Source organism: Pseudomonas sp. AC070 (genome assembly GCF_979258635.1).
In genome coordinates this window covers 5,196,986-5,220,084 of the sequence record NZ_OZ409871.1, presented here as the reverse complement: position 1 = coordinate 5,220,084, position 23,099 = coordinate 5,196,986, and the positions used below count along the sequence as shown (strand labels likewise).

Annotated in this window: 22 protein-coding genes; 11 read left to right on the top strand and 11 right to left on the bottom strand. The window is 62.1% G+C overall.

What is annotated here, in order from left to right:
• Positions 1 to 99 precede the first annotated feature (99 nt).
• The 4 genes from ACZZ0Q_RS23485 to ACZZ0Q_RS23470 form a co-directional block, all read right to left on the bottom strand.
• On the bottom strand, positions 100 to 966 hold the full coding sequence (locus ACZZ0Q_RS23485; protein WP_463540572.1) for a PA5502 family lipoprotein: 867 nt from the start codon (positions 964 to 966) through the stop codon (positions 100 to 102).
• A 71-nt stretch (positions 967 to 1,037) separates the two neighbouring features.
• Complete coding sequence (gene znuB / locus ACZZ0Q_RS23480; RefSeq protein WP_463540573.1) at positions 1,038 to 1,826, bottom strand: zinc ABC transporter permease subunit ZnuB; 789 nt, start codon at positions 1,824 to 1,826, stop codon at positions 1,038 to 1,040.
• A complete protein-coding gene (znuC, locus tag ACZZ0Q_RS23475; protein WP_463540574.1) occupies positions 1,819 to 2,631 on the bottom strand; it encodes a zinc ABC transporter ATP-binding protein ZnuC in 813 nt (270 codons plus the stop codon). Before znuC ends, znuB begins: the two co-directional genes overlap by 8 nt.
• Positions 2,628 to 3,113, bottom strand: coding sequence for a Fur family transcriptional regulator (locus ACZZ0Q_RS23470; protein ID WP_122492239.1), 486 nt, complete (start codon positions 3,111 to 3,113; stop codon positions 2,628 to 2,630). Before ACZZ0Q_RS23470 ends, znuC begins: the two co-directional genes overlap by 4 nt.
• A gap of 64 nt (positions 3,114 to 3,177) precedes the next feature.
• On the opposite strand from ACZZ0Q_RS23470, the gene ACZZ0Q_RS23465 reads away from it, so the two are divergent.
• Positions 3,178 to 4,101 carry a zinc ABC transporter substrate-binding protein gene (locus tag ACZZ0Q_RS23465; RefSeq protein WP_463540575.1) on the top strand — a complete coding sequence of 308 codons (924 nt, stop codon included), beginning with the start codon at positions 3,178 to 3,180 and terminating at the stop codon, positions 4,099 to 4,101.
• Between the two features lies 1 nt (position 4,102).
• Here ACZZ0Q_RS23465 and ACZZ0Q_RS23460 read toward each other — a convergent pair whose 3' ends face one another.
• Complete coding sequence (locus ACZZ0Q_RS23460; protein WP_463560971.1) at positions 4,103 to 5,053, bottom strand: homoserine kinase; 951 nt, start codon at positions 5,051 to 5,053, stop codon at positions 4,103 to 4,105.
• 44 nt (positions 5,054 to 5,097) lie between these two features.
• The gene (locus ACZZ0Q_RS23455; protein ID WP_122492242.1) at positions 5,098 to 5,385 is read right to left on the bottom strand and encodes a DUF2782 domain-containing protein; all 288 of its coding nucleotides are present in this window, start codon (positions 5,383 to 5,385) and stop codon (positions 5,098 to 5,100) included.
• 181 nt (positions 5,386 to 5,566) lie between these two features.
• Between ACZZ0Q_RS23455 and polA the strand changes: the two genes are divergently transcribed.
• Positions 5,567 to 8,401, top strand: coding sequence for a DNA polymerase I (gene polA / locus ACZZ0Q_RS23450; protein ID WP_463540576.1), 2,835 nt, complete (start codon positions 5,567 to 5,569; stop codon positions 8,399 to 8,401).
• 293 nt (positions 8,402 to 8,694) lie between these two features.
• On the opposite strand, the gene yihA is transcribed toward polA, so the two are convergent.
• Positions 8,695 to 9,330 carry a ribosome biogenesis GTP-binding protein YihA/YsxC gene (yihA, locus tag ACZZ0Q_RS23445; protein WP_122492243.1) on the bottom strand — a complete coding sequence of 212 codons (636 nt, stop codon included), beginning with the start codon at positions 9,328 to 9,330 and terminating at the stop codon, positions 8,695 to 8,697.
• Between the two features lie 192 nt (positions 9,331 to 9,522).
• On the opposite strand from yihA, the gene ACZZ0Q_RS23440 reads away from it, so the two are divergent.
• From ACZZ0Q_RS23440 to ACZZ0Q_RS23420, 5 genes are all read left to right on the top strand, one after another.
• A complete protein-coding gene (locus tag ACZZ0Q_RS23440) occupies positions 9,523 to 9,813 on the top strand; it encodes a c-type cytochrome (RefSeq protein ID WP_463540577.1) in 291 nt (96 codons plus the stop codon).
• A gap of 44 nt (positions 9,814 to 9,857) precedes the next feature.
• Positions 9,858 to 10,463, top strand: coding sequence for a c-type cytochrome (locus tag ACZZ0Q_RS23435; protein WP_463560970.1), 606 nt, complete (start codon positions 9,858 to 9,860; stop codon positions 10,461 to 10,463).
• A 174-nt stretch (positions 10,464 to 10,637) separates the two neighbouring features.
• On the top strand, positions 10,638 to 11,276 hold the full coding sequence (locus ACZZ0Q_RS23430) for a thiol:disulfide interchange protein DsbA/DsbL (RefSeq protein WP_463540578.1): 639 nt from the start codon (positions 10,638 to 10,640) through the stop codon (positions 11,274 to 11,276).
• Between the two features lie 6 nt (positions 11,277 to 11,282).
• Positions 11,283 to 12,161 carry an endonuclease/exonuclease/phosphatase family protein gene (locus tag ACZZ0Q_RS23425; protein ID WP_463540579.1) on the top strand — a complete coding sequence of 293 codons (879 nt, stop codon included), beginning with the start codon at positions 11,283 to 11,285 and terminating at the stop codon, positions 12,159 to 12,161.
• Entirely contained in the window at positions 12,154 to 14,202 is a 2,049-nt protein-coding gene (locus ACZZ0Q_RS23420) for a GGDEF domain-containing protein (RefSeq protein WP_463540580.1), read from the top strand. The genes ACZZ0Q_RS23425 and ACZZ0Q_RS23420 overlap by 8 nt, the downstream gene beginning before the upstream one ends.
• Here the strand turns inward: ACZZ0Q_RS23420 and ACZZ0Q_RS23415 are convergent.
• A complete protein-coding gene (locus tag ACZZ0Q_RS23415; protein ID WP_463540581.1) occupies positions 14,199 to 15,572 on the bottom strand; it encodes a GTPase/DUF3482 domain-containing protein in 1,374 nt (457 codons plus the stop codon). The genes ACZZ0Q_RS23420 and ACZZ0Q_RS23415 overlap by 4 nt on opposite strands.
• Positions 15,565 to 16,965, bottom strand: a complete 1,401-nt coding sequence (locus tag ACZZ0Q_RS23410) for a DUF2868 domain-containing protein (protein ID WP_463540582.1) — start codon at positions 16,963 to 16,965, stop codon at positions 15,565 to 15,567. The genes ACZZ0Q_RS23415 and ACZZ0Q_RS23410 overlap by 8 nt, the downstream gene beginning before the upstream one ends.
• A 124-nt stretch (positions 16,966 to 17,089) precedes the next feature.
• On the opposite strand from ACZZ0Q_RS23410, the gene ACZZ0Q_RS23405 reads away from it, so the two are divergent.
• On the top strand, positions 17,090 to 17,602 hold the full coding sequence (locus tag ACZZ0Q_RS23405) for a dihydrofolate reductase (protein WP_463540583.1): 513 nt from the start codon (positions 17,090 to 17,092) through the stop codon (positions 17,600 to 17,602).
• An 81-nt stretch (positions 17,603 to 17,683) separates the two neighbouring features.
• Positions 17,684 to 18,346 (top strand): YitT family protein, encoded by a 663-nt coding sequence (locus tag ACZZ0Q_RS23400; RefSeq protein WP_463540584.1) that lies wholly within the window; start codon positions 17,684 to 17,686, stop codon positions 18,344 to 18,346.
• Between the two features lie 7 nt (positions 18,347 to 18,353).
• On the opposite strand, the gene pbpG is transcribed toward ACZZ0Q_RS23400, so the two are convergent.
• Both pbpG and ACZZ0Q_RS23390 read right to left on the bottom strand, forming a co-directional pair.
• Complete coding sequence (gene pbpG / locus ACZZ0Q_RS23395; RefSeq protein ID WP_463540585.1) at positions 18,354 to 19,286, bottom strand: D-alanyl-D-alanine endopeptidase; 933 nt, start codon at positions 19,284 to 19,286, stop codon at positions 18,354 to 18,356.
• A 146-nt stretch (positions 19,287 to 19,432) separates the two neighbouring features.
• Complete coding sequence (locus ACZZ0Q_RS23390; RefSeq protein ID WP_463540586.1) at positions 19,433 to 20,323, bottom strand: choline sulfate utilization transcriptional regulator; 891 nt, start codon at positions 20,321 to 20,323, stop codon at positions 19,433 to 19,435.
• A 128-nt stretch (positions 20,324 to 20,451) separates the two neighbouring features.
• Between ACZZ0Q_RS23390 and betC the strand changes: the two genes are divergently transcribed.
• Positions 20,452 to 21,978 carry a choline-sulfatase gene (betC, locus tag ACZZ0Q_RS23385; RefSeq protein WP_463540587.1) on the top strand — a complete coding sequence of 509 codons (1,527 nt, stop codon included), beginning with the start codon at positions 20,452 to 20,454 and terminating at the stop codon, positions 21,976 to 21,978.
• Between the two features lie 15 nt (positions 21,979 to 21,993).
• Positions 21,994 to 22,932, top strand: a complete 939-nt coding sequence (gene choX / locus ACZZ0Q_RS23380) for a choline ABC transporter substrate-binding protein (protein WP_463540588.1) — start codon at positions 21,994 to 21,996, stop codon at positions 22,930 to 22,932.
• Positions 22,933 to 23,099: the final 167 nt, after the last annotated feature.

The following is a 23,099-nucleotide window of genomic DNA, read 5'->3' as shown; positions in this document are numbered from 1 at the left end:
GCTCTAAGCGAGCGAAGCCGTTGCCACAGTCTAGAAGGTGCTGCGGTCGACGATGTTGCGGTGCCGCCCGGCCGGCACTCAAACAGCCGGGCGTCGGCCTCAGCCCTTGGCTTGCGGAGTGAGCAACAGGCGCGGCACTTGCTCCAGCTTGAGGGCTTGGGACAGGCGTGGACTGTAGCTCGGATCCAGGCGCTTGATCCGCGCCAGCAACAGGGACGCAACCCAGGGGTAGTCCTTGTTCTGGCGTACTTCGATGCGTACGTCGCAGTCGAAGGTCACCACATCGGCGGCCACGGCATCGAGCAGACTGCGCAGGCGTTCGTTGTCCTGGTTGTCCAGCATGGGCATCGGCACCACGCTGGAAGCGGCGCCTGGGTTGATGACGCGCGCGCTGGGCTTGGCCGCAGCAACCACCGGTTCGGCCGCTGGGGCAATTTCGGCCGTGGCCGGGGCGGCTTTGCTCTGACGCTCGGCGGCCAGGCGTTGTTGGCGTGCTTGTTCGGCTTTTTCCGCAGCTTCTTTGGCGGCGGTCTGAGCGGCGGCGCGGGCGCGAGCCTGGTCAGCGGCCGAGAGTTCGGCGGCACGCGCCTGGGCAATGGAATTATCCAGCCCTTTGGTGAGCGCTGGCGCTTGCGGCATCAGGCTGCGGGCGTGGCTGAGGGCTTTGGTGGCGGTATCGAGATCGCCTTGCTGCAGGGCGTCGTTGCCTTGTTTCAGGTAAGCATCGGCCAACTGGCGCTGGTACTGCTCCAGGCGCGTGTCGCCCTGGGCACGCGCAGCGATGGTGGCGAGCTGGCTTTCAGCAGCGCCAAGCTGACCGTCGTTAAGGCTCTGTTCAACCTGGCGGAAGGCCACGATCAACTCGTCGGGCGGCAGGCTGGCCACTTTTGGCGCCTGGCTCTGGCATGCGCCTAACAGCAGAGAAATCGCCAGAACGGGCAGGTAACGGGAGGCGAACGGCTTCATCTATGCAAGTCTCGGGGTGCGCAAAAACCGGCGAGTTTACACCGCCGGGCGCGCCTGAGCGACAGGCCGCTTCAGGCGTGGCGACGGGGAAGGGCGAAGCTGAGCAGAAATAACGCAGCGGCGCTGACGACGATAGAGGGGCCGGCCGGCGTGTCTTTAAACCACGACAGCGACAACCCGGCGCATACCGCCACCAACCCCAACACGCTGGCGCCGCCCGCCATTTGTTCGGGCGTGCGCGAATGACGCTGCGCAGCGGCCGCCGGGATGATCAGCAACGAGGTGATCAACAGCACCCCGACGATTTTCATCGCCACGGCAATCACCACCGCAATCAACAACATCAGCGCCAGGCGCAAGCCGGCCACGGGCAGCCCTTCAACCTTGGCCAGTTCTTCGTGCACCGTAACGGCCAGCAGCGGCCGCCACATCACGGTTAATGCAACCAGCACCAAGGCGCTGCCGCCGAGAATCCACGCCAAGTCGGCGCTGCTCACGGCCAACAAATCGCCAAACAGGTAGCCCATCAGGTCAATGCGCACGTCGTGCATAAAGCTCAGCACCACCAGCCCCAGCGACAACGTGGTCGGTGCCAGAATGCCCAGCAGCGTGTCGGAGGCCAGCGGTTGGCGCTGCTGCAAGGTCAGCAACAGCAGAGCGAGCAATACGCAGCCCACGGTGACCGCCACGGTGGGGCTGACATCCAGCAAAAAGCCCAAGGCCACGCCAAGCAGCGCGGCGTGGGACAAGGTGTCGCCGAAGTAGGCCATGCGCCGCCACACCACAAACGAACCCAGGGGGCCGGCAACGAGCGCCAGCGCAAGGCCGGCGAGCAATGCGTTAACGAGAAAATCAGGCATGGTTGCAGCCGTCTCCGTGTACATGCGGCTGCACCTGACCGTGGATGCGCAAACCGTTTGCAGCAGGCGCATCGCTAACCACGCCGCCATGCAGGTCGTGGGCGTGGTCATGGTGGTGGTGATAAATCGCCAAGTCTTGCGCGTCTTTACCGAACAGCTCGGCGAAGGCCGGATCGCCGCTGACCTGCTCGGGATGCCCGGAGCAGCAGACGTGGCGGTTCAGGCACACCACTTGGTCGGTGGTGCTCATCACCAGATGCAAATCATGGGAGACCATCAGCACGCCGCAGCCGTGGCGGTCGCGCAGGCGCGTAATCAAGCGGTACAGGTCGGCTTGTCCGGCTACGTCCACGCCTTGCACGGGTTCGTCCAGCACCAGCAGCTCGGGCTTGCGCAGCAACGCACGGGCTAGCAACACGCGCTGCAGTTCGCCGCCGGAAATGCTCTGCAAGGGGCTGTCGATCACCTGGCTGGCGCCCACTTCTTCCAGCGCCGCCAGCGCGGAGGTGCGGTCGACCTTGGGCACCAGGCGCAGGAAGCGCAACACGGTGAGCGGCAGTGTCGGGTCAACGTGGAGTTTTTGCGGCATATAGCCGATGCGCAGTTTCGGCTTACGCCAGACGCTGCCCACTTCGGTTTTCAGCAAGCCCAGCACCGCGCGCACCAGCGTGGTTTTGCCAGCACCGTTAGGGCCAATCAGTGTGACAATTTCACCAGGCTGCACGCTCAGTTGCACGTCGCTGAGCACGGCTTGCCCGGCAAAGCTGACGCCAACGCCGTCAAGGCGGATTAAAGCCTCGCTCATGACTTTTTCTGACAGCCGGAGCAGACGCCGACCACTTCCACGGTCTGGCTTTCAACGGTGAAACCCACGTCGCTGGCGCCGGCGACGATGGCCTGGCTGATGGCGTCGTTGGACAACTCAATGGCCGCGCTACAGGTGCGACAGATCAGAAACTGACCTTGGTGCGCGTGAGCGGGGTGATTGCAACCGACGAAGGCGTTGAGCGAGGCGATGCGGTGCACCAGGCCGTTTTCAAGCAAGAAATCCAGCGCGCGGTACACGGTCGGCGGCGCGGCGCGGCGGCCGTCTTGCTCGGTCAGCACACCGAGGATGTCGTACGCACCCAGCGGTTTATGGCTTTGCCACACCAGCTCCAGCACACGACGGCGCAGTGCGGTAAGGCGCAAACCGGCGCGCTCGCAGATAGCGTCCGCCTCGGTGAGGGCGTTGTGCACGCAGTGGGAATGGTCGTGGGGACGTGAAGCCAAAGGTGTAAAGATCATTGGGCGGCGACGGCTGGTGAGAGAGACGTTATTCTATAACCCTTTTCCCGGCGAGTGTGTTCCCGTGTCGCGTTTCCTTGTGATCTTTCTGCTGTTTTTTTGCGCAACCGCCCAGGCCGACGTGCGCGTTCTCACCAGCATTAAACCGCTTCAGCTGATAGCGGCCGCCGTGCAAGACGGAGTAGGCACGCCCGAAGTGCTGCTGCCGCCCGGTGCCTCGCCGCACAACTATGCGCTGCGACCTTCGGACGTTCGCCGCGTGGCTGAGGTTCAGTTGCTCTACTGGATCGGTCCCGACATGGAGAGCTTTCTGCCGCGCGTATTGAAGAGTCGCACCTTGCCGACTGTGGCGGTGCAAGACCTGCCAGGCCTGAGCCTGCGTCATTTCGGCGAAAGCCATGACCATGCCGACGAGGCCGGCCACGGCGGCGGCACCGATGAGCACGATCATGATCACCAACCGGGCAGTCTGGATGCGCACTTGTGGTTGCTGCCGGCCAACGCACGGGTGATCGCCGAACGCATGGCCGCCGACCTCAGCGCGGCAGACCCGGCGAATGCCGCGCGCTACCAAGCCAACTCCAAAGCGTTTACCGAGCGGTTGGGCGCGTTGGATACGCGCCTGAAACAGCGCGTGGCGGGGGTGGCGGGCAAGCCGTATTTCGTCTTCCACGAAGCCTTCGATTACTTCGAATCGGCCTACGGCCTGAAGCACGCTGGCGTATTCAGCATTGCCAGCGAAGTGCAACCGGGCGCCCAGCACGTGGCGGCCATGCGCGAGCGTTTGCAGCAAGCCGGACCAACTTGCGTGTTCAGCGAGCCACCGCTGCGCCCGCGCCTGGTCAACACGCTGAGCGCAGGCTTGCCGGTGCGCCTGGCCGAGCTGGATGCATTGGGTGGGAAGGAAATTGCGGTAGACGCTCAGGGGTATGAGCGTCTATTGGAAACCTTGGGCGATGAACTGGCGGGCTGTTTGGAAGCGCTGTGAGCTACAGCGCAAACGGCAGCGACAGGTGCACATCCTGGCGCTGCGCCAGGCGGCGGCGGAATTCGTCGGGGTTGTGGATAAGCACGTCCTGACCGGCGAACGATTCGGCTGCGATCAGCCGCGAAATCCAGAAGCGCAGGCACGCCACGCGGAGCATCACGGGCCACAGCTCCGCCTCTTTGGGCGTGAATGGACGCAGCGCCGCATACGCACCGAGCAAGGCCCTGGCGCGCGGGCCGTCTAGCTCGCCGGTGGCGCTGGAGCACCAGTCATTCACGGCAATGGCGACGTCATACAGCATCGGCCCGGAGCAGGCGTTGTAGAAGTCGATCAAACCCGCCAGCGTCGTGCCGTCGAACAACACGTTGTCGCGAAACAGGTCAGCGTGCAGGTTGGCGCGGGGCAGGTCGAATATGGCGTGGTAGTGGGTTTCAACGTCTTTTAACGCGTCGGCCATCAGCGCTTGGTCGGCATCATCGAGTTTGGCTAGCAGCGAGGCACCGTCGCTGCGCATCCAGTCCAGTCCTCTGTCGCTGCGGCGTTCCAGCACCTTGCCGCGCGTGGCGTTGTGCACGTTGGCCAGCAGCGTGCCCACTTCCGCGCAGTGGTGAGCATTCGGCTGCTCCACGTGTTTCCCGGACAAGCGCGGCTGCAGCAGCGCCGGTTTGCCGGCCAGGCTTCGCAGGGCGTCGCCCTCGGTGGTGCGCAGGGCGTAGGGCACCGGCAGGCCGGCGTCATGCAGGGTGTCGAGCAGTTCGATGAAAAACGGCAGATCGCCAATCGGCCCGCGTTCTACGAGGGTGAGCACAAACTCGCCCTGCTCCAGGCTGACAAAGAAGTTGCTGTTCTCGCTGCCGGCGCTGATGCCTTGAAAGTCGCGCAAATGGCCAAGGCCGTAAGGCGCTACAAATGCTTCCAGCTCAGAACGGCTGAGGGGGGTGAATACCGACATCGAGAACCTGCCAACTGCATATAAAGAGGGGAATTAGGCGCCGCTTACCATTTGAAGATTTCCCAGGCGGGAATCAGCATGTCTGGGTTGTCGGAGCGAATGAAGTTGCCGTCGCTGCCATCGGCGCGCACCAGAAAGTAGGGCTTGCCGCCTTTTGGCGTGACCTTGATGGCGTATAGAAAACCGTTTTGGCGGTACTCCTGAATGGTCTTGTCGCCGTCCTGGCGGATGGTTACGTCCGGGTCGCCGCTTACCGGTTCGTCTTCGGCGTAAGCGTTCAGCGAGCCCGCAGCGAGCAAGCCGGCCAGCAGTAAGCTAGAAAGAGTGCGCATGGTAACCTTGTCCCTTTGTCGTCAACGGTGCGGCCATTCTAACAGGCCGCCGCGAAACTACTGACGTGGCATTCAGACGCCCCGGCTTGGCCTTCTGCTAAACATTGCCCCGCGCACCGTTGCTCGCTACATTTTTCCGCTGTCCGTACACCACGGCCCGTCTTATAGGTTGATTCCGCGCATGTCTCAGACTCCTCTCGTCCTCGTAGACGGTTCGTCCTACCTTTACCGCGCTTTCCACGCATTGCCGCCGCTGACCACGTCCAAAGGCTTGCCCACCGGCGCCGTGAAGGGCGTGTTGAACATGCTCAAAAGCCTGCGCAAACAGTATCCGCAAAGCCCATTTGCGGTGGTGTTCGACGCCAAGGGCGGCACCTTTCGCGATGAGCTGTTTGCCGATTACAAAGCCAACCGGCCGTCGATGCCCGATGACCTGCGCGTACAAATCGAGCCGCTGCATGCCAGCGTGCGCGCCTTGGGTTATCCGCTGCTCTGCGTGGAAGGCGTGGAAGCCGATGACGTAATCGGCACACTGGCCCGGCAATGCGCTGCCCAGGGTCGCGACGTGGTGATTTCTACCGGCGACAAAGACATGGCCCAGCTGGTTTGCCCGCACGTTACGCTGGTCAACACCATGTCCGGAAGCGTGTACGACATCGATGGCGTTAAGGAGAAATTCGGGGTCGGTCCTGAGCTGATCATCGATTACCTGGCGCTGATGGGTGACAAGGTCGACAACATTCCAGGGGTGCCAGGCGTTGGCGAGAAAACCGCCGTTGGGCTGCTGGTGGGTGTGGGTGGCGGCCTCGACGTGCTCTACGCCAACCTCGACAAAGTGCCAGAGCTGCCCATTCGCGGCGCTAAAGCGTTGCCGGCCAAGCTGCTCGAACACAAAGAGATGGCCTTTCTTTCCTATCAGTTGGCGACCATCAAGCTGGACGTGCCGCTGGATATCGAAATCGAAAGCCTGCACCCCGGCGAGCAAGACCGCGTAGCCCTGGCGGCTCTGTATTCGCTGCTGGAATTCAAAAGCGGTCTGGATGAACTGGCGCGTGATGCCAAGGCCGCCGACATTGCCGCCATTCGCTCTGGCGGCACAACGGGCGGGCTCTTCGATGAGCCCGCTGACGCTGGCGCACCCAGCGCGTTGGTAGACGGCGGCGAGCCGGCGCCAGCGGTGAGCACTACTTACGAAACCGTGCTGGAAGCCGAGCGCTTCGCGGTCTGGCTAGAAAAGCTGCACAAGGCCGAGCTGATTGCCTTCGATACCGAAACCACCGGCCTTGATGCTCAGCAGTCGCAGCTGGTCGGGCTTTCTTTTGCCGTGCAGCCAAACGAAGCGGCCTACATTCCGCTGACCCATTCGTACATGGGCGTACCGGCTCAACTCGATCGCGACTCCGTGCTGCGCGCGCTCAAACCGATTCTGGAAGATCCGCACAAAGCCAAGGTAGGCCAACACGCCAAATACGACATCAACGTGTTGGCGAACTGCGCCATCGGCGGCGACCCCGTGCAGGGCATCCATGTGCGTGGGCTGAAGTTCGACAGCATGCTCGAATCCTATGTGCTCGACTCGGTGGCCACGCGCCACAACATGGACGCCCTGGCGCTCAAGTACCTCGATCACACCACCATCGCCTTTGAAGACATCGCCGGAAAAGGCGCAAAACAGCTGACTTTCGACCAGATTTCGCTGGAGCAAGCGGGGCCGTACGCGGCAGAAGACGCTGACATCACCCTGCGCCTGCATCAAACGCTGTGGAAAAAACTGGAAGCCACACCGAGCCTGGCCAAGGTACTTAACGACATTGAGATGCCGCTGGTGCCGGTGCTCGCGCGCATCGAACGTAACGGCGCGCTCGTGGATGCCAATTTGCTGGGCATTCAGAGCCACGAGCTGGGCGAAAAAATGGTCCAGCTTGAGCGCGAGGCGTTCGCCATCGCAGGTGAAGAATTTAACCTGGGCTCGCCCAAACAGCTGGGCGTGATTCTGTACGAAAAGCTTGGCTTGCCGATTCTGAGCAAAACCGCGAAAGGTCAGGCATCTACTGCGGAAGCAGTATTGGCCGAGCTGGCAGAGCAAGACTTTCCGCTGCCCAAAGTGCTGATGCAGTACCGCTCGATGAGCAAGCTAAAAAGCACCTACACCGACCGCTTGCCGGAACAGATCAATCCGCGCACCGGGCGCATCCACACGTCTTACCATCAGGCGGTGACCGCGACGGGGCGGCTGTCTTCGACCGATCCGAACTTGCAGAACATTCCGATTCGTACGGCGGAAGGGCGCCGCATTCGCCAGGCCTTTATCGCGCCGCCGGGTTATCAGTTGCTGGCGGCGGACTACTCGCAAATCGAGCTGCGCATCATGGCGCACCTCGCTCAGGACGAAGGCTTGCTGCATGCCTTCCGCAACGACCTGGACGTGCACCGCGCCACGGCGGCAGAAGTGTTTGGCGTCGAGCTCGACCAGGTGACCACCGACCAGCGCCGCAGCGCCAAGGCCATTAACTTCGGGCTGATTTACGGCATGAGCTCGTTTGGCCTGGCCAAGCAGATCGGCGTCGACCGCAAGCAGTCGCAGGCCTATATCGACCGCTACTTCACGCGGTATCCGGGCGTATTGGCGTACATGGAGCGCACCCGCGAGCAGGCCAGCGAGCAGGGCTATGTCGAAACGCTGTTTGGGCGCCGTTTGTACTTGCCGGAAATCCACTCCAAAAACGCCGGCTTGCGCAAAGGCGCCGAGCGCACGGCAATCAACGCGCCGATGCAAGGCACTGCGGCCGACATCATTAAACGGGCGATGGTGAAGGTGGATAACTGGCTTACGGAATCGGGGCTGGATGCCAAAGTTATTCTGCAAGTGCACGACGAACTGGTGCTCGAAGTGCGCGAAGACCTGGTCGACACCGTGAGCGCGGAAATTCGCCAACGTATGAGCGAAGCCGCTGAGCTGGATGTGCCGCTGTTGGTTGAGGTCGGAATCGGCGCTAACTGGGACGAAGCGCACTAGAAAGGACGTCCTGGCCACTTTTCCTGCTGCGGCATAACGCCGCACAGAAATGAATAGCTAGGAAGCTAACGGAATTACCAAGACATTTCTTATTACTAACCGGTTTTAAGGGGCCGGTGAACTTTCCACAAATGGGGGCGGTCAGAGTTACTGAATGGCTGATGAAGCCCTTCGGTGCTCCTATGTTGTGTTAAGTGTTGGCAGATATCTGAGCCCCGCCCTAGCGGTTCAGACCCTTAAACCCCGAGCCTCTCCCTCCCCATACGAAGCTCGGGGTTTTTTTTGCCTGCGATTTACTCAGCCACCACCGTGTCTTCCAGCTCCATCCAGCGAGCCAGCACGGCCTGGGCCTCTTCAATACCCTGACGCTTTGGCGCTGAGAACAACTGAATACTCACCCCATCGCCCCAGCCTTTGCGCAGGTCTGTCTGCACTTTCAGCAGCGCATTCTTGGCGGCACCGTAGGCCAGCTTGTCGGCTTTGGTCAGCAGGATATGCATAGGCATTTCGCTGGCTGCAGACCAGTCGAGCATCAGCCGGTCGAACTCGGTGAGCGGGTGGCGAATGTCCATCATCAGCATCAGCCCTTTGAGGCTTTCGCGGCTGCCCAGGTAGGCTTCGAGGTGGCGCTGCCAGTGCAATTTCAGCGGAATTGGCACCTTGGCGTAGCCGTAACCGGGCAGGTCGACCAGGCGGCGTTCTTCGTCCAGGCGGAAAAAGTTCAGCAGTTGCGTGCGGCCCGGCGTCTTGGAGGTGCGGGCGAGGGCGGCGTGGGTCAGCGTGTTGAGCGCGCTGGATTTACCGGCGTTGGAGCGACCGGCGAAGGCCACTTCGTAGCCTTGGTCGTCCGGGCATTGATCAACTTTTGCGGCGCTGATCATGAACGCAGCCTGTTGGCACAGACCGATGATGGGGTTTTTGGCTTGCATCGAATTTTCCGGTGAGGGCGGTGCCAGTAGGTGGCCCGGCGTGCGGTGTCGTTTCCGTTTCGGTGACGCCAGTATATAATGCCGCAGATTTTGTGTGCGCTTTGTCCGGTATAAGGGCAAGCATTTGCAGGAAGGATTTACCGATTTCGCTCACCAGAATGCGGAACGTTCCTCACTGATGAGGTTGATCTGATGAAGTTGTTACTGCTCACAGCCACTACCCTGTTGTTGTCCTCCATGGCTCATGCAGCCCAGGACCCGGAAGCGGTATTCAACCGTTCCTGTGGAGCCTGCCATAATGGACAACTGCCGATGGCCCCTAAAAAAGGTGACACGGCTGCTTGGACCCCGCGGTTGGCCCAAGGCATGGATACGCTGGTGAAGCATGTAACCGATGGATTTAACGCCATGCCGCCTCGCGGCTTGTGCACCGACTGTAGCGCTGAAGACTTCCAAGCCATCATCCAATGGATGAGCAAGTAAGCCACGCGTTGATTCTCTCCCTTTAGCCGTAATTGGATTAGCTGATGAACAAAGTACTCGTGAGTCTGCTGTTGACCCTGGGCATCACCGGTATGGCTCATGCCGCAGGCGACGCCGCTGCAGGTCAAGGCAAAGCAGCTGTATGTGGCGCTTGCCACGGTGCCGACGGCAACAGCCCTGCGCCAAACTTCCCGAAACTGGCTGGCCAAGGCGAGCGCTACCTGCTCAAGCAACTGAAAGACATCAAATCCGGCAACCGCGTCGTGCTGGAAATGACCGGCATCCTCACCCCCCTGAGCGATCAGGATCTGGCAGACATCGCTGCCTACTTCTCCAGCCAGAAAATGAGCGTCGGCACAGCCGATCCGAAACTGGTGGCGCGCGGTCAGGAAATCTTCCGCGGCGGCAATCTGGAAACCGGCATGCCCGCGTGCACCGGCTGTCACTCACCAGACGGCGCCGGTAACGCACCCGCTGGCTTCCCGCATCTGGGCGGCCAACACGCCACCTACATTGCCAAGCAGCTGACCAATTTCCGCGAAGGCGATCGCACCAACGACGGCGATAACATGATCATGCGCGGCATTGCAGCTAAGCTGAGCAACAAGGATATCGCGGCGGTATCCAGCTACATCCAGGGCCTGCATTAATCGCGCGACGGTAATATCCGGTACGCATTAGCGGGCAGAAAAGGGTGGCGAAAGCCACCCTTTTTCGTTGGAGCCGCCCGTACAATGTTGGCCCCCAACCGGGAACCCGCCGTCGGGCAATCGGTCGAAATCCAGCTCGCTATCGGGCGAGTTTTATCCGCCAAGGAGTAAAGCATGCGTAACCTGATTTTCAGCGCTGTCCTCGCCACCGCGAGTCTGATCGGCATGACTGCGACCGCTACCGCCGCGCAGCCGATCGAAGCCGGCAAACAATATGTCGAGCTCAGCAGCCCTGTTCCGGTTTCCAAGCCCGGCAAAATCGAAGTCGTTGAACTGTTCTGGTACGGCTGCCCGCACTGCTACCACTTCGAGCCCACCATCAATCCATGGATCAAAAAGCTGCCTGCCGATGTTCACTTCATCCGCATTCCAGCCATGTTCGGCGGCGTGTGGGATGCCCACGGCCAGTTGTTCGTGACCCTCGAATCCATGGGCGTTGAAGAAAAAGTGCACGGCGCTATTTTCGACGCCATTCAGAACCAAGGTAAAAAGCTCGCCAAGCCTGAGGAAATGGCTGATTTCCTCGCCACTCAAGGCATTGATAAAGACGAGTTCCTCAAGGCCTACAACTCCTTCGGCGTGAAGAGCCAGGTCGAGAAAGACAAGAAGCTGGCCTTGGCTTACCAGATCAGCGGCGTACCGACCATGATCGTCAACGGCAAATACCGTTTCGACATCGGCTCGACCGGCGGCCCGGATCAAGCCCTGGAAGTGGCTGATCAGTTGATCGCCAAAGAACGCGCAGCGAAGTAAAGCGCGATGCTCCGTCGCTGGGGTACGCCACGGGTAGCCGGCCTGCGTGATGCGCGGGTCAACGCCCAATGCGACTCCAGCGGCTTGCCGGCAGACGGGCGTTTGCGTCTGCTGAGCTTCAATATTCAGGTTGGCAACAGCACCGAAAGTTATCGCCACTACCTCACCCGAGGCTGGCAACACCTGCTGCCGCACCAAGGCCGTTCCAGCAACTTGCAGCGTATCGGCGCGCTACTGGCCGACTACGACTTGGTAGCCCTGCAAGAAGCCGACGGCGGTAGCCATCGCTCCGGCTACATCAACCAGGTCGAGCACCTCGCTCAGTTGGGCGCTTTTCCTTATTGGTATCAGCAGCTCAATCGTAATCTCGGGCGCCTGGCCCAACACAGCAACGGCGTACTCAGCCGCTTGCAACCCACCGTTATTGAAGACCATCCGCTGCCTGGCCCGCCTGGTCGCGGCGCCATATTGCTGCGCTTTGGCGAAGGTGAAGACGCGCTGGCAGTGGTGATGATGCACCTGTCGCTCGGGGCCAAAACCCGTGTGCGGCAGCTAGCCTATATTCGTGAACTGATCGGCGATTATCGCCATCAGGTTTTGATGGGCGACATGAACACCCATGCTTCTGATTTACTGCTCAACTCACCGTTGCGTGACCTCGGTTTGCTGGCCCCACAAGTGGAAGCCACCTTCCCGAGCTGGCGCCCGCAGCGGTGTCTGGACCATATTTTGTTGAGCCCGAGTTTGACCCTGGAAGCGGTGCGCGTGCTGGCCCAGCCGATTTCCGATCACCTGCCGGTGGCCGTGGAAATCCGCTTGCCCGATAGCCTGTGCAGCCAGCCGGACAGATCCAACACTTCCCTCGCGGAAATACCCCATGAGTGACGCGCAGCGCTGGAAAGAGAAGTACCTGAGCAGCCTCGAGCAACAGGAAAAGCTCGAGCGCCGCTGGGATATGCGTTTGGACCTCCTGCGCCGCGGCCTGGTGCGCAGCTCACTGGCGGCCGAGGGCACCGACAAGGCCGTTGACCAATGCATGTCCGAACTTCGGGAAATCGTCCGTCGTGACGACATGGACGCCGGCCTTTCCGCCCTGATTCCACGCCTGGAAAAAGCCGTGCTCGACTCCGAGCAGCGTCGTGTGGAACGCGCCAGCCAGGTCACCGGAGCGCTCGGCGGGCTGGTCAATCAACTGCTCAAACTCGACCTGCCCAGCGAAGTGCGCAAGCCGCTGAAAAAATTTAACAAGCAGATAGAAAACCGCGCCAGTCAGATTCGCGAGCTGCCCGCTCTGTTGTCCGAACTCAGCAGCTTGCAGCGCCAGGCGCTCGATGTGCTAGAGACGCCTGACGCCGCTCGCCCCGGCTTACTGCAACGCCTGTTTGGCGGGCGTGACGGCGCTGCCGACGAAGCGCCCGAAACACCCAGCGGTGCAGCGCCCGCGCCAGCGCCGCAATCGGTCCCGCACCCGATTCCTGCCCCCGTCCAACCAGCAGCGCCAGCGGCCGCTGAGCCGACGCCCGCGTTGACGCCAACGCCGACATCGGAGCCCGCTGCCGCCGCAGTCACAACGGCGCCCGCTCCGCCACCGGTGCCGACGCCTGCAGCGCAGCCCCTCGAACCGGCAGTGGCACCCGTCGCCACGGCAGCCGGCAGCGAAGCCGCCACCGTAGCCATCAACGAGGCATTGGCAGCACGCGGAGCCGCACGCGGCTCGTCCCTGTCAACGCTCGACAGCCTGCCACTCTCGGCGTCACTGCTCACCGACGGCGCCACCGTTTCGGCTGCCATCCACGCCACCGTCGAGCAGGAATTGGCAGACCCAGACTTCGCCATTCCGCCCGAGCCAGAAGCTGGCTACAGCGCCATCGCCGGCCATGTCGAAGCGACCTTGCTTGGGCTGCTTGATGATCTGCCCGTGCCGGAACACCACAAGCCGCAGGCCGAGTCGCTGCGTGTGCGTATTCAGGGCGGGCTGAACCTGTACGAATTGGTGCCGGTGCTCGACGATTTCGCCGTGCTGATGCTGGCCGTGGCCGACCTCGGCCAACGCGAATTCGAAGGCTACCTGGCGCAACTCAACCAGCGCCTGGCCACGTTCCAGGGTGGTTTGCAGGATGCCCACCAGGGCTATTCGGAATCGATGGCCGCCGCGCGCGAACTCGACACCGAGTTGCGCCAGCAGGTCGACGGCTTGCACAACAGCGTGCAGGAAGCCACCGACCTCAGCAGCCTGAAAGACCTGGTAGAAAACCGCCTGGATGGGCTGCTCAGCACCATGTCGCAATACCAGTCGCAACGCGACGAGCGCGACCAGGACGTGGCCGGCCGCCTGCAAACACTGGTCGAACGCGTGGCGAGCATGGAGCAAGAAGCCAAGGGCTTTCGCGACCACCTCGAAGAGCAGCGGCAAAAAGCCCTCACCGACCCGCTCACCGGCCTGCCAAACCGCGCCGCCTGGACAGAGCGCCTGGATCTGGAAGTGGCGCGCTGGCAGCGCTACGGCGGCGAGCTGCTGATGGCGGTGCTGGACATCGACCACTTCAAACGCATCAACGACAACTACGGCCACCTGGCTGGCGACAAGGTGCTTAAAATCATCGCCGGCGAGCTGAATAACCGGCTGCGCAAAACCGACTTTATGGCGCGCTTCGGTGGCGAAGAGTTCGTCTTGCTGATCCCGTCCACGCCCGTCGTCGGCGGCCAGCAATTGCTCGAAACACTGCGCGCGGCCATCGAAGCCTGCCCGTTCCACTTCAAAGGCGAGCGCGTCACCATCACGGTGTCGGGTGGCTTAACCGAGTTTGTCGAAGGCGATCGGGTGGACGAGGTGTTTGAACGCGCTGACCAGGCGCTGTACCGCGCCAAACGCGGCGGTCGCAACCAGGTGCACGTCGCGGCAGAAGGCGAGAAGAAGCAAGCCTAAGCCAGCAACTGCGTCGCCAATTTCGCCACCGCCGCTTGCCGCTCCGGCTGTTGCAAGCGGGCCTGAGGATTGAGCGACGACCAGCGCGGATGCGCCCGCGCCTGGCGCAGCACCGCAGGTAACGCGCCCTTGCGCCAGCCGCCGTCCTGCTCGGCCTTGACCTCAATTGCCGCAGTGGCCGCATGGCCTCGGGCGCTCAGTGCATCCAGCAGCTGACGCTGGCGCACGGCCAACAACCGAAGCACGCCGTCATCCACACTCAGTTCGCGGTTGCCCTTAAGCTTGCCCAACAGCCGCTCGCCGTAGTTGCGCGCGGTTTGCAGGCCACCGCCGGCCAAAGCGCCGAGCACCGTGGCGGCGCCCAGGGTGATGCCGCCGACCATCAAGTCGATGCCGGCGCCGGCGGCTGCTCCGGCGGCCATGCCACCGCCCACCTGAATACCCAGCTGCTTCAGGGTTTCAGGGTTGAATAAATCGTCACTCCAACGGCCGTCGAGCAGCGGCAAATCGCTGGCCCGGGCATCGTTTTGGCGGAAGGCATACAGGCGCAGCAGCGCTTGCACGCAGGCCTGTTCGCGCTGGCGAATGCTCTGGTGCAACGCCTGCACCTGCGCCTGTTCGTCGTTGCCGACACTGCGCCGGCATGCCGCGCAATCAATCAGCAACTCAGCGATCAACCGCACGCCGGCCGCGTGGCGCGCACGGGCTTGGGCTTCATGGTCATCGATCAGGCGTTGCAACTGCGGCCGGGATTTCTCCAGCAGCAGCGCCAGGCTTTCATACAACCGGCGCTCGCCGTCCAGCGGCGGCGCCACCGTGTCGAAGCGCACCAGCGCGTGCAGGCCCAGGCGCGCCAACGCCTCGCGCCATTCTTCTTCACGCTGCTGCGCGCAGGTCACGAAATTAAGCACCGGCAGCAACGGTTTACCGCAGCTGCCAAGCACCGCCAATTCATCGCGGTACTTGGCCAGCACCGGCTCTCGGGCATCGATTACGTACAGGCCGGCATCGCTGGCCAGCAGTTGCCGCAGCACCTTGGCTTCCTGCTCAAAACGTTGCCGCGCCTCGCTGCCTTCCAGAAAACGCGCCAGGCGTGCCGGGCCGTCCAGACGTTCGCCGGGGCGATCAAGGCGTTCCAGGTAGTCGAGCAGGGCGATGGCATCTTCCAAACCCGGCGTGTCGTACAGCTCCAGCAACGCCTGGCCGTCCACCGATAAGCGCGCGCCTTCCACGTGCCGCGTTGTGCTGGGTCGATGGGACACCTCGCCGAATTCGACGTCGCGGGTGAGGGTGCGCAGCAGCGAGGTTTTGCCGACGTTGGTGTGGCCCACCACCGCCAGCTTCAACGGCGACTCACGGCGTTCATTCATCGTTCTGCTCCAGCCATTGCAACGGCGCACCTTGGCGCCAGTTCAACTGCAAGGCGTCCAGGGCGCTGTGCCAGTCTTCCAGGCGCTGGCTGTCCAGCGCTTCGCCAGGCTCGGCGGCCAGCAACCAAATTCGGGTGTCGCCCGCATTGCGGGCCAGCTCAGCCAATAACGACAGGGTGCCGCGATCCGGCGAGCGGCGTGGGTCGCAGGCGATGGCCAGGCGTGACGGCGGGAAGCGGCTCAGTTGGTCGAGCAGGTGCTGGCGTTGTTCGCGGCTGTCGATCACGCCAGCATCCGCCACGCCTTTGGGAACTGTGGGCGGCCAGGGGCGACGGGGATCGAGTTCAACCGCCACCAACACCGCGCCCGAACCGGCGCTCGTCAGGGAACCTGCCTGCGGGGTGGGCAATTGCTCCGGCGCTTCATCGGTCACGCCCAGGCGTTCGCTGCTCGGCTGCAAGCGATCACGCAGCAAGCTGTAACCGGGCAACCCGAGGTCCAGACTCAACCGCGCGCACCCCTGCCGCCAGCGCCACGCGCAGAACAGCGCCAGCACGGCGCGCGGTACCACGCCGTAGGCGATCAGCACACCCAGCAGCCACACCGCCCACGCTTGCCGTGCGCTTTCCTCGGCCACCGCATCGGCGCCACTGGCGCGAATTACCTCAACCGCAGGCGTGCTGAAGCCCAGCCAATGGGGAACGCTGCCAAGCGCCTGGATTACCGTCACAAAGGTGTCGCTGCCCAACAGCGTGGTTTCCCACACAAAGCCATAACGCCGGGTCGCCAGCAGCGCCAACAAGCTGCCCAACGCGCTGAGTAACAGCAGCAACCACATGCCATGCACGAAAATCCCCAGCGCCCAGCGGTTCAGCCGTTGACGCTGCAACAGCACCAGCAGCGCCGGCGCCAGTTGCACCGCTTGCGCGTCACGGGCCAATTTTTCGCTGAGCCATAACCACAATCGGCCCAGGCTCGCGCCGCCGCTCCCGGCGAACACCACGCCAACGGCCCAGCCAATCAGGGTTAGCAGATGAAGACCGAGCAAACTGCCAAGGGCCCAGAACAAGTTCACCGGCCGCTGCCCATCGCCCAAGGCAGCGAAGCCCAGGCCGGCGCCACTGAGCACGGCCAGCGCCGCCAGCAGCCAGACGGCCAGTACCGCGCCCTGACGCCAATGCAGCAGGGCCGCGAGCATGCCGTCGCGCTGGGCCAGCCACAGCGCGCGGGTTTCGATGCGCTGTTCAAGCGGGCCACCCGTGGCGACGGCCTGGCGATTGGCCTCGCGGTCTTCCAGCGGGCCCGCCTGTTCTTCGCGCAGCCGCACGGCCTCGGTCAGCCACAGGCGCTGCAACGGTGAGAGGGAAGGGAGCGGTGATTTTAATGCGGTCATGCACAAACTCATGGTCGAAGAAGTCGGCCGCTCAGGAGGCAGCCGGGTTTGAGAATAACCGCTCAGGCGCGCCCCATCATCCGTTTGCTTTTTTTCCCGGGTGCGAGCCGTTATCCTCGCGGCCATGAATACGACCCGCCCCCTCTGCCTGATCGCTGCCCTCGCCGACAACCGTGTGATCGGCCGCGACAACCAACTGCCCTGGCACCTGCCAGCGGACCTCAAGCACTTCAAAGCCATGACCCTCGGCAAGCCGATCATCATGGGCCGCAAAACCTGGGATTCCCTCGGCCGGCCATTGCCGGGTCGGCTGAATCTGGTGGTCAGCCGCCAGGCCGGCTTGACCCTCGAAGGCGCCGAAGTATTTGCCTCGCTGGAAGCAGCCATCGCTCGCGCCGAAGAATGGGCCAGCCGCGAGGATGCCGATGAGCTGATGCTGATCGGCGGCGCCCAGCTCTATGAACAAGGCTTGGCATTGGCACAACGCCTGTACCTGACCCGCGTGACCCTGAGCCCGGAAGGCGATGCCTGGTTTCCCGCGTTCGACGAAGCCGCCTGGCACCTGGCCTCCAGCATCGAGCACGAACGCAACGGCGAAACGCCGGCCTACAGCTTTGAAGTGTGGGACAAACGCTAGCCCGCACCGCCTGCTCGACTGACTACGCTGATTAACGCTGCCTCGTCCGAGGCGGCGCTCTGCTATTTCCGAGGTTTTCCCATGCAAGACAACACGTCCGGCTCCGTCGACAGCGACCCGGCCGAAGTCGAAACCGTGGCCAAGGTGTTTGTCCGTCATCCGCTCTGGGAGGACGGCCTGGCGATGATTTCCGGCACCGCCATGGTGGCGCTGGGCATCGCCTTCTACGCCCACGCCGGTTTGCTGACCGGCGGCATGGTCGGGCTGGCATTCCTGCTCAAGTACAAATTGGGCGTGGCGTTTGGCTTGATGTTTTTTCTGCTCAACCTGCCGTTCTACCTGCTGGGTATCTGGCGCATGGGCTGGAGCTTCACCTTGCGCACCGGCTGCGCGGTGGCACTGGTGTCGGTGTTGGCGGAGCTGACGCCGCAGTGGGTGTCATTTGCTCACCTGAGCCCGCTGTACGCGGCGGTGTTCGGTGGGCTGGCGATGGGTTTGGGCCTGCTGATGCTGTTTCGTCACCGCGCCAGCCTGGGCGGGGTGAACATTCTTGCGCTGTTTTTGCAGGAGCGCTTCGGCGTGCGCGCGGGGCTGGTGCAGATGGGCGTGGACGCGGTGATTGTGCTCACCTCGCTGTTCGTCATCGCCCCCGACAAGGTGGCCTTGTCGGTGCTTGGCGCGCTGGCGCTAAACCTAGTGCTGGCGATCAACCACCGGGCCGACCGCTACACCGGCGTTTCCTGAGCGAGCGTCAGTCGGCCGCCAGCTGATGGGTGCCTTGCTTGGAACGCTTGTAGGCCATCGCAGCCGCCGATACCGGCGACACGCGGCCCGTCTCGACCCACGTTTTCAGGCGCCCGGCGTCGGCGATGTGGGTGTACTTACCGAACGCATCAAGTACCACGAACGCCACCGGCCGGTTGTTCATCATGGTGCGCATCACCAGGCAGTGGCCGGCCTCGTCGGTAAAGCCGGTTTTGGTCAGTTGGATGCTCCAGTTGGCCTTGTAGATGAGGTGGTTGGTGTTGCGAAAGCCGAGGGTGTAATTGGGCTTTTTGAAACTGGCGGTGGTTTCCGGCGTGGTGCTCAGTTGGCCCAGCAGCGGATATTGCTGGCTGGCTTTTAGCAGCTTGACCAAGTCATTGGCGCTGGACACGTTGCGCTCCGACAAGCCGGTCGGTTCGGTGTAACGCGTGTGGGTCATGCCCAACGCGCGGGCCTTGGTGTTCATGGCGTTCACAAAGGCCGTTACGCCGCCCGGGTAGTGGTGGGCCAGGCTCGCGGCCATGCGGTTTTCCGACGACATGAGCGCCAGCAGCAGCATTTCGCGGCGAGTGGCCAGGCTGCCCACCTTGACCCGCGAAAACACCCCGCGCATTTCGGGCACGTCCTGAATCTTCACCGGCAACACTTCGTCCATCGGCAACTTGGCGTCGAGCGTGACCATGGCGGTCATCAGCTTGGTCACCGAGGCGATAGGCACCACTTTGTCTGGGTTGCTGGAATACAGCACTTCGTTGGTTTTCAGGTCCACCAGCAGGGCGCTGCCGGAGGCCAATTCCTGAACCTTGAGCGGCGGTTTGCCGGGCGTTTTGGCGGGCAGTTTGTCCGCCGCCACCGCAACGGTGCTGAGAGCAAACAGGGTGCAGAACAACACGCGGGCAAGGGCGGGACGAATATTCACAAGGACAATCCACATGGCAGATGAAATGGAAGCCAGGGCAGTCCTTGCCGGCCCGCGCAGTATAGGAAAGGCCGGTGCGGTATGGAATGCGATGTGATGCAGTTCATCAAATGTCGTCAGGAAAATCCGAAAACTTTACGCAATTCCTATCCCCTGAGCTCCGCTTGCAGCCAATCCACAAATGGTTGCAGCAACCGCGCCCGCCGTTTGCGTTCCGAAAGCACCGCGTAGTAGCCAAAGCGCGACTGCGCCTGGCCTTCGATCACTTTGCACAGCACGCCCTGTTCCAGCAGCTCATCGACCAGATGGCTCCAGCCAATGGCCACACCCTGGCCAGCAATCGCCGCCTGAATCAGCAAGGTGTAGTTATCGAAACTCAGCGCCGCCGGACCCACCGGCTGGTTGATGCCCAAGGCCTGGAACAGGCCGTTCCAGTCGAACCAGCGGCTGCTCATGTCTGGCTTCAAGTGCAGCAAGGGCAAGTTCGCCAGTTGCTCTTTGGCAAGCGGCAGGGCGCGGCCTTCCAGCAAGCGCGGGCTGCAAATGGGGAACACTTCTTCGCTGAACAGGCGACTGGCTTCGGTGTGCTTGAAGCGGCCATCGCCAAAGGTGATGGCGATATCGATGTCGCTGCGCAGGCTCGTCATGCTGCGATCGCTGGTGATCAGGCTGACGTCCAGGTGCGGGTTGGCCTGGCGAAAGCGCGGCAGACGCGGCATCAACCAGTACGCGGCGAAGGCGAAATCGGTGGAAACCTGCAACACCTCGTGCTGGTTTTGCGCGGTGATGGCGGCGACGCCTGCGTCGATGGTTTCCAGGCCCTGCTGCACATGCACGAGCAGAACTTGGCCGGCGTCGGTCAACGTAATGCCACGGTGAATGCGGTTGAACAGCCGCACCGCCAGCTCTTTTTCCAGGCGCTTTATCTGTTGGCTAACCGCCGGCTGCGTGGTGCCCAGTTCGGCAGCGGCGCTGGTAAAGCTCAGCGACCGTGCAGCCGCCTCAAACACGCGAAGCAAATCCAGCGGCAGGCTCACGGCCCGCGCTCACATAAGCAATGGTTATCCGAAACATGCCTGGCCATGCGCTTTACCCCTGAATGCGTGAGGCAGAAGATCGAGCCATCACTATCGCATAAACGATCCGCATAGGATAAGCCTGCCACATGAAGCGCCCGAACATCCTTTTCATCATGGCCGACCAGATGGCCGCGCCACTTCTGCCGATTCACGATCCGGCATCGCCAATACAAATGCCGCACCTCAGCCGACTGGCCAGCGAGGGCGTGGTGTTCAATTCCGCCTACTGCAACAGCCCGCTCTGCGCACCGTCGCGCTTCACCCTGGTGAGCGGTCAGCTGCCGTCGAAAATCGGCGCTTACGACAACGCTGCCGACTTCCCCGCCGATGTGCCGACCTATGCGCACTACCTGCGCCGCCTGGGCTACAAGACGGCGCTGTCCGGAAAAATGCATTTCTGCGGACCGGATCAACTGCATGGCTACGAGCAACGGTTGACCAGCGACATCTACCCCGCCGACTACGGCTGGGCGGTGAACTGGGACGAGCCGGATGTACGCCCCAGCTGGTACCACAACATGTCGTCGGTGTTGCAAGCCGGCCCCTGCGTGCGCACCAACCAGCTGGATTTTGACGAAGAGGTGGTGTTCAAGGCGCAGCAATACCTGTTCGACCATGTGCGCGAAGCACCGGAGCAGCCCTTCTGCCTGACCGTGTCGATGACTCACCCTCACGACCCGTACACCATCCCGAAAAAATTCTGGGACCTGTATGACGACCAGGACATTCCCATGCCGCGCCATCCCCGCGCACAAAGCGAGCAAGACCCGCATTCGCAGCGGCTGATGAAAGTGATCGATCTGTGGGACAAACCGCTGCCCGACGACAAAATTCGCGACGCCCGCCGCGCCTACTTCGGTGCGTGCAGCTACATCGACAGCAACATAGGCAAGCTGCTGGAAACCCTGGAAGCCACCGGCCTGGCGGACAACACCGTGATCGTGTTCTCCGGCGACCACGGCGACATGCTGGGCGAGCGCGGGCTCTGGTACAAAATGCACTGGTTTGAAATGGCAGCCCGCGTGCCGATGGTCATTCACGCGCCAGCGCACTTCGCTGCCCGCCGGGTGAGCGCCTCAATTTCTACCGCCGATTTGTTGCCCACCTTCGTGGAACTGGCGGGCGGGCAGCTGCACGACGAGTTGCCCTTGGATGGCCGTTCACTGATGCCGCACTTGCTTGGCATTGCCGGCCACGACGAAGTGTTCGGTGAATACATGGCCGAGGGCACTAACAGCCCGCTGATGATGATCCGCCGCGGTCCGTACAAATTCATGTACTCCGAACAAGACCCCTGCCTGCTCTACAACACCGAGCAAGACCCTTTCGAGCTTGAAGAGTTGAGCGGCTCAGCCGAGCACCAGAGCCTGTTCGAGGCCTTTCTCGATGAGGCGCGCAGCAAGTGGGACATTCCCGCGATTCACCACCAGGTGTTGGCCAGTCAGCGCCGTCGTCGCTTCGTGGCCGGCGCGCTGAGCCTGGGCACCCTCAAGAGCTGGGACCACCAGCCGTTTACTGATGCCACCCAGCAATACATGCGCAACCACATCGACCTCGACGACCTGGAGCGCAAAGCCCGTTTTCCGCAACCACCTGCCCACACTAAAAACTAAATCCAAGGGGACGCCATGAACATTTTATCCACCAAGTTATCCACAGCCTTGCTCACCGCCGCCGGCGCGCTGGCGCTGACGATTGGCCATGCGCAAGCGGCCGAGTCGTGCGACACCGTGCGCATGGCCGATCCGGGCTGGAGCGACATTGCCGTTACCAATGCCGTGACCAGCTTTTTGCTCAATGGCATGGGCTACAAAGCCAAAATCGACACGCTGGCGGTGCCGATTATTTTTGGCGGCATGAAAGACGGTTTGGTGGATGTGTTCATGGGCAACTGGATGCCCGCGCAGCAGGCTCACTACGACAAATTTGTAAAACCGGGCGATGTGGTGCAACTCAGCAAAAACCTCGAAGGCACAGAGTTCACGCTGGCTGTACCCGATTACGTGTATGCCGCCGGGGTGCATGATTACGCCGACCTGGCCAAGTTTGCCGACAAGTTCGACCAGAAGATTTACGGCATTGGTGCAGGGGCGCCGGCGAACCAGTCGCTGCAGGAAATGATCAGCAAAAACGAGTTCGACCTGGGCAAATGGAAGCTGGTGGAGTCCAGCGAACAGGCCATGTTGTCGGAGGTGGCGCGGGCGGTAAAACGTGAGCGTTTCATCACCTTCCTCGGCTGGACCCCGCACCCTATGAACGTGCAATTCAAGATGAAATACCTCAGCGGCGGCGAGAAATACTTCGGCGCCAGCGGCAGCGTTTATACCCTGACGCGCAAAGGTTATGCACAGGCGTGCCCTAACGTCGCCAAGCTGCTCACCAACCTGACGTTCACCCAGGAAATGGAGAACAGCATCATGGCCCAGGTGGCCAACAAAAAAGGCAGCAATGCCGAGGCGGCCAAGGCGTGGATAAGTGCCCATCCGGATGTATTGAACGGCTGGTTGGACGGGGTGAAAACCAAAGACGGCGGTGATGCGCTGGCGGCGGTGAAGGGCACGCTTTAATAGGCGCCTCGTCCTGTAGGAGCTAGTTTGCTAGCGAACCGCGCCATCGCCGGTTTGCTGGAAGGTGCAATCCCATGCAATAGCCTGGATCCCCGCGTTCGCGAGGATGACGGAGGTTTGGAGTTGGGGTCGTGTAGGTAAACGCCATCTCCACCCCGTCCACCGTC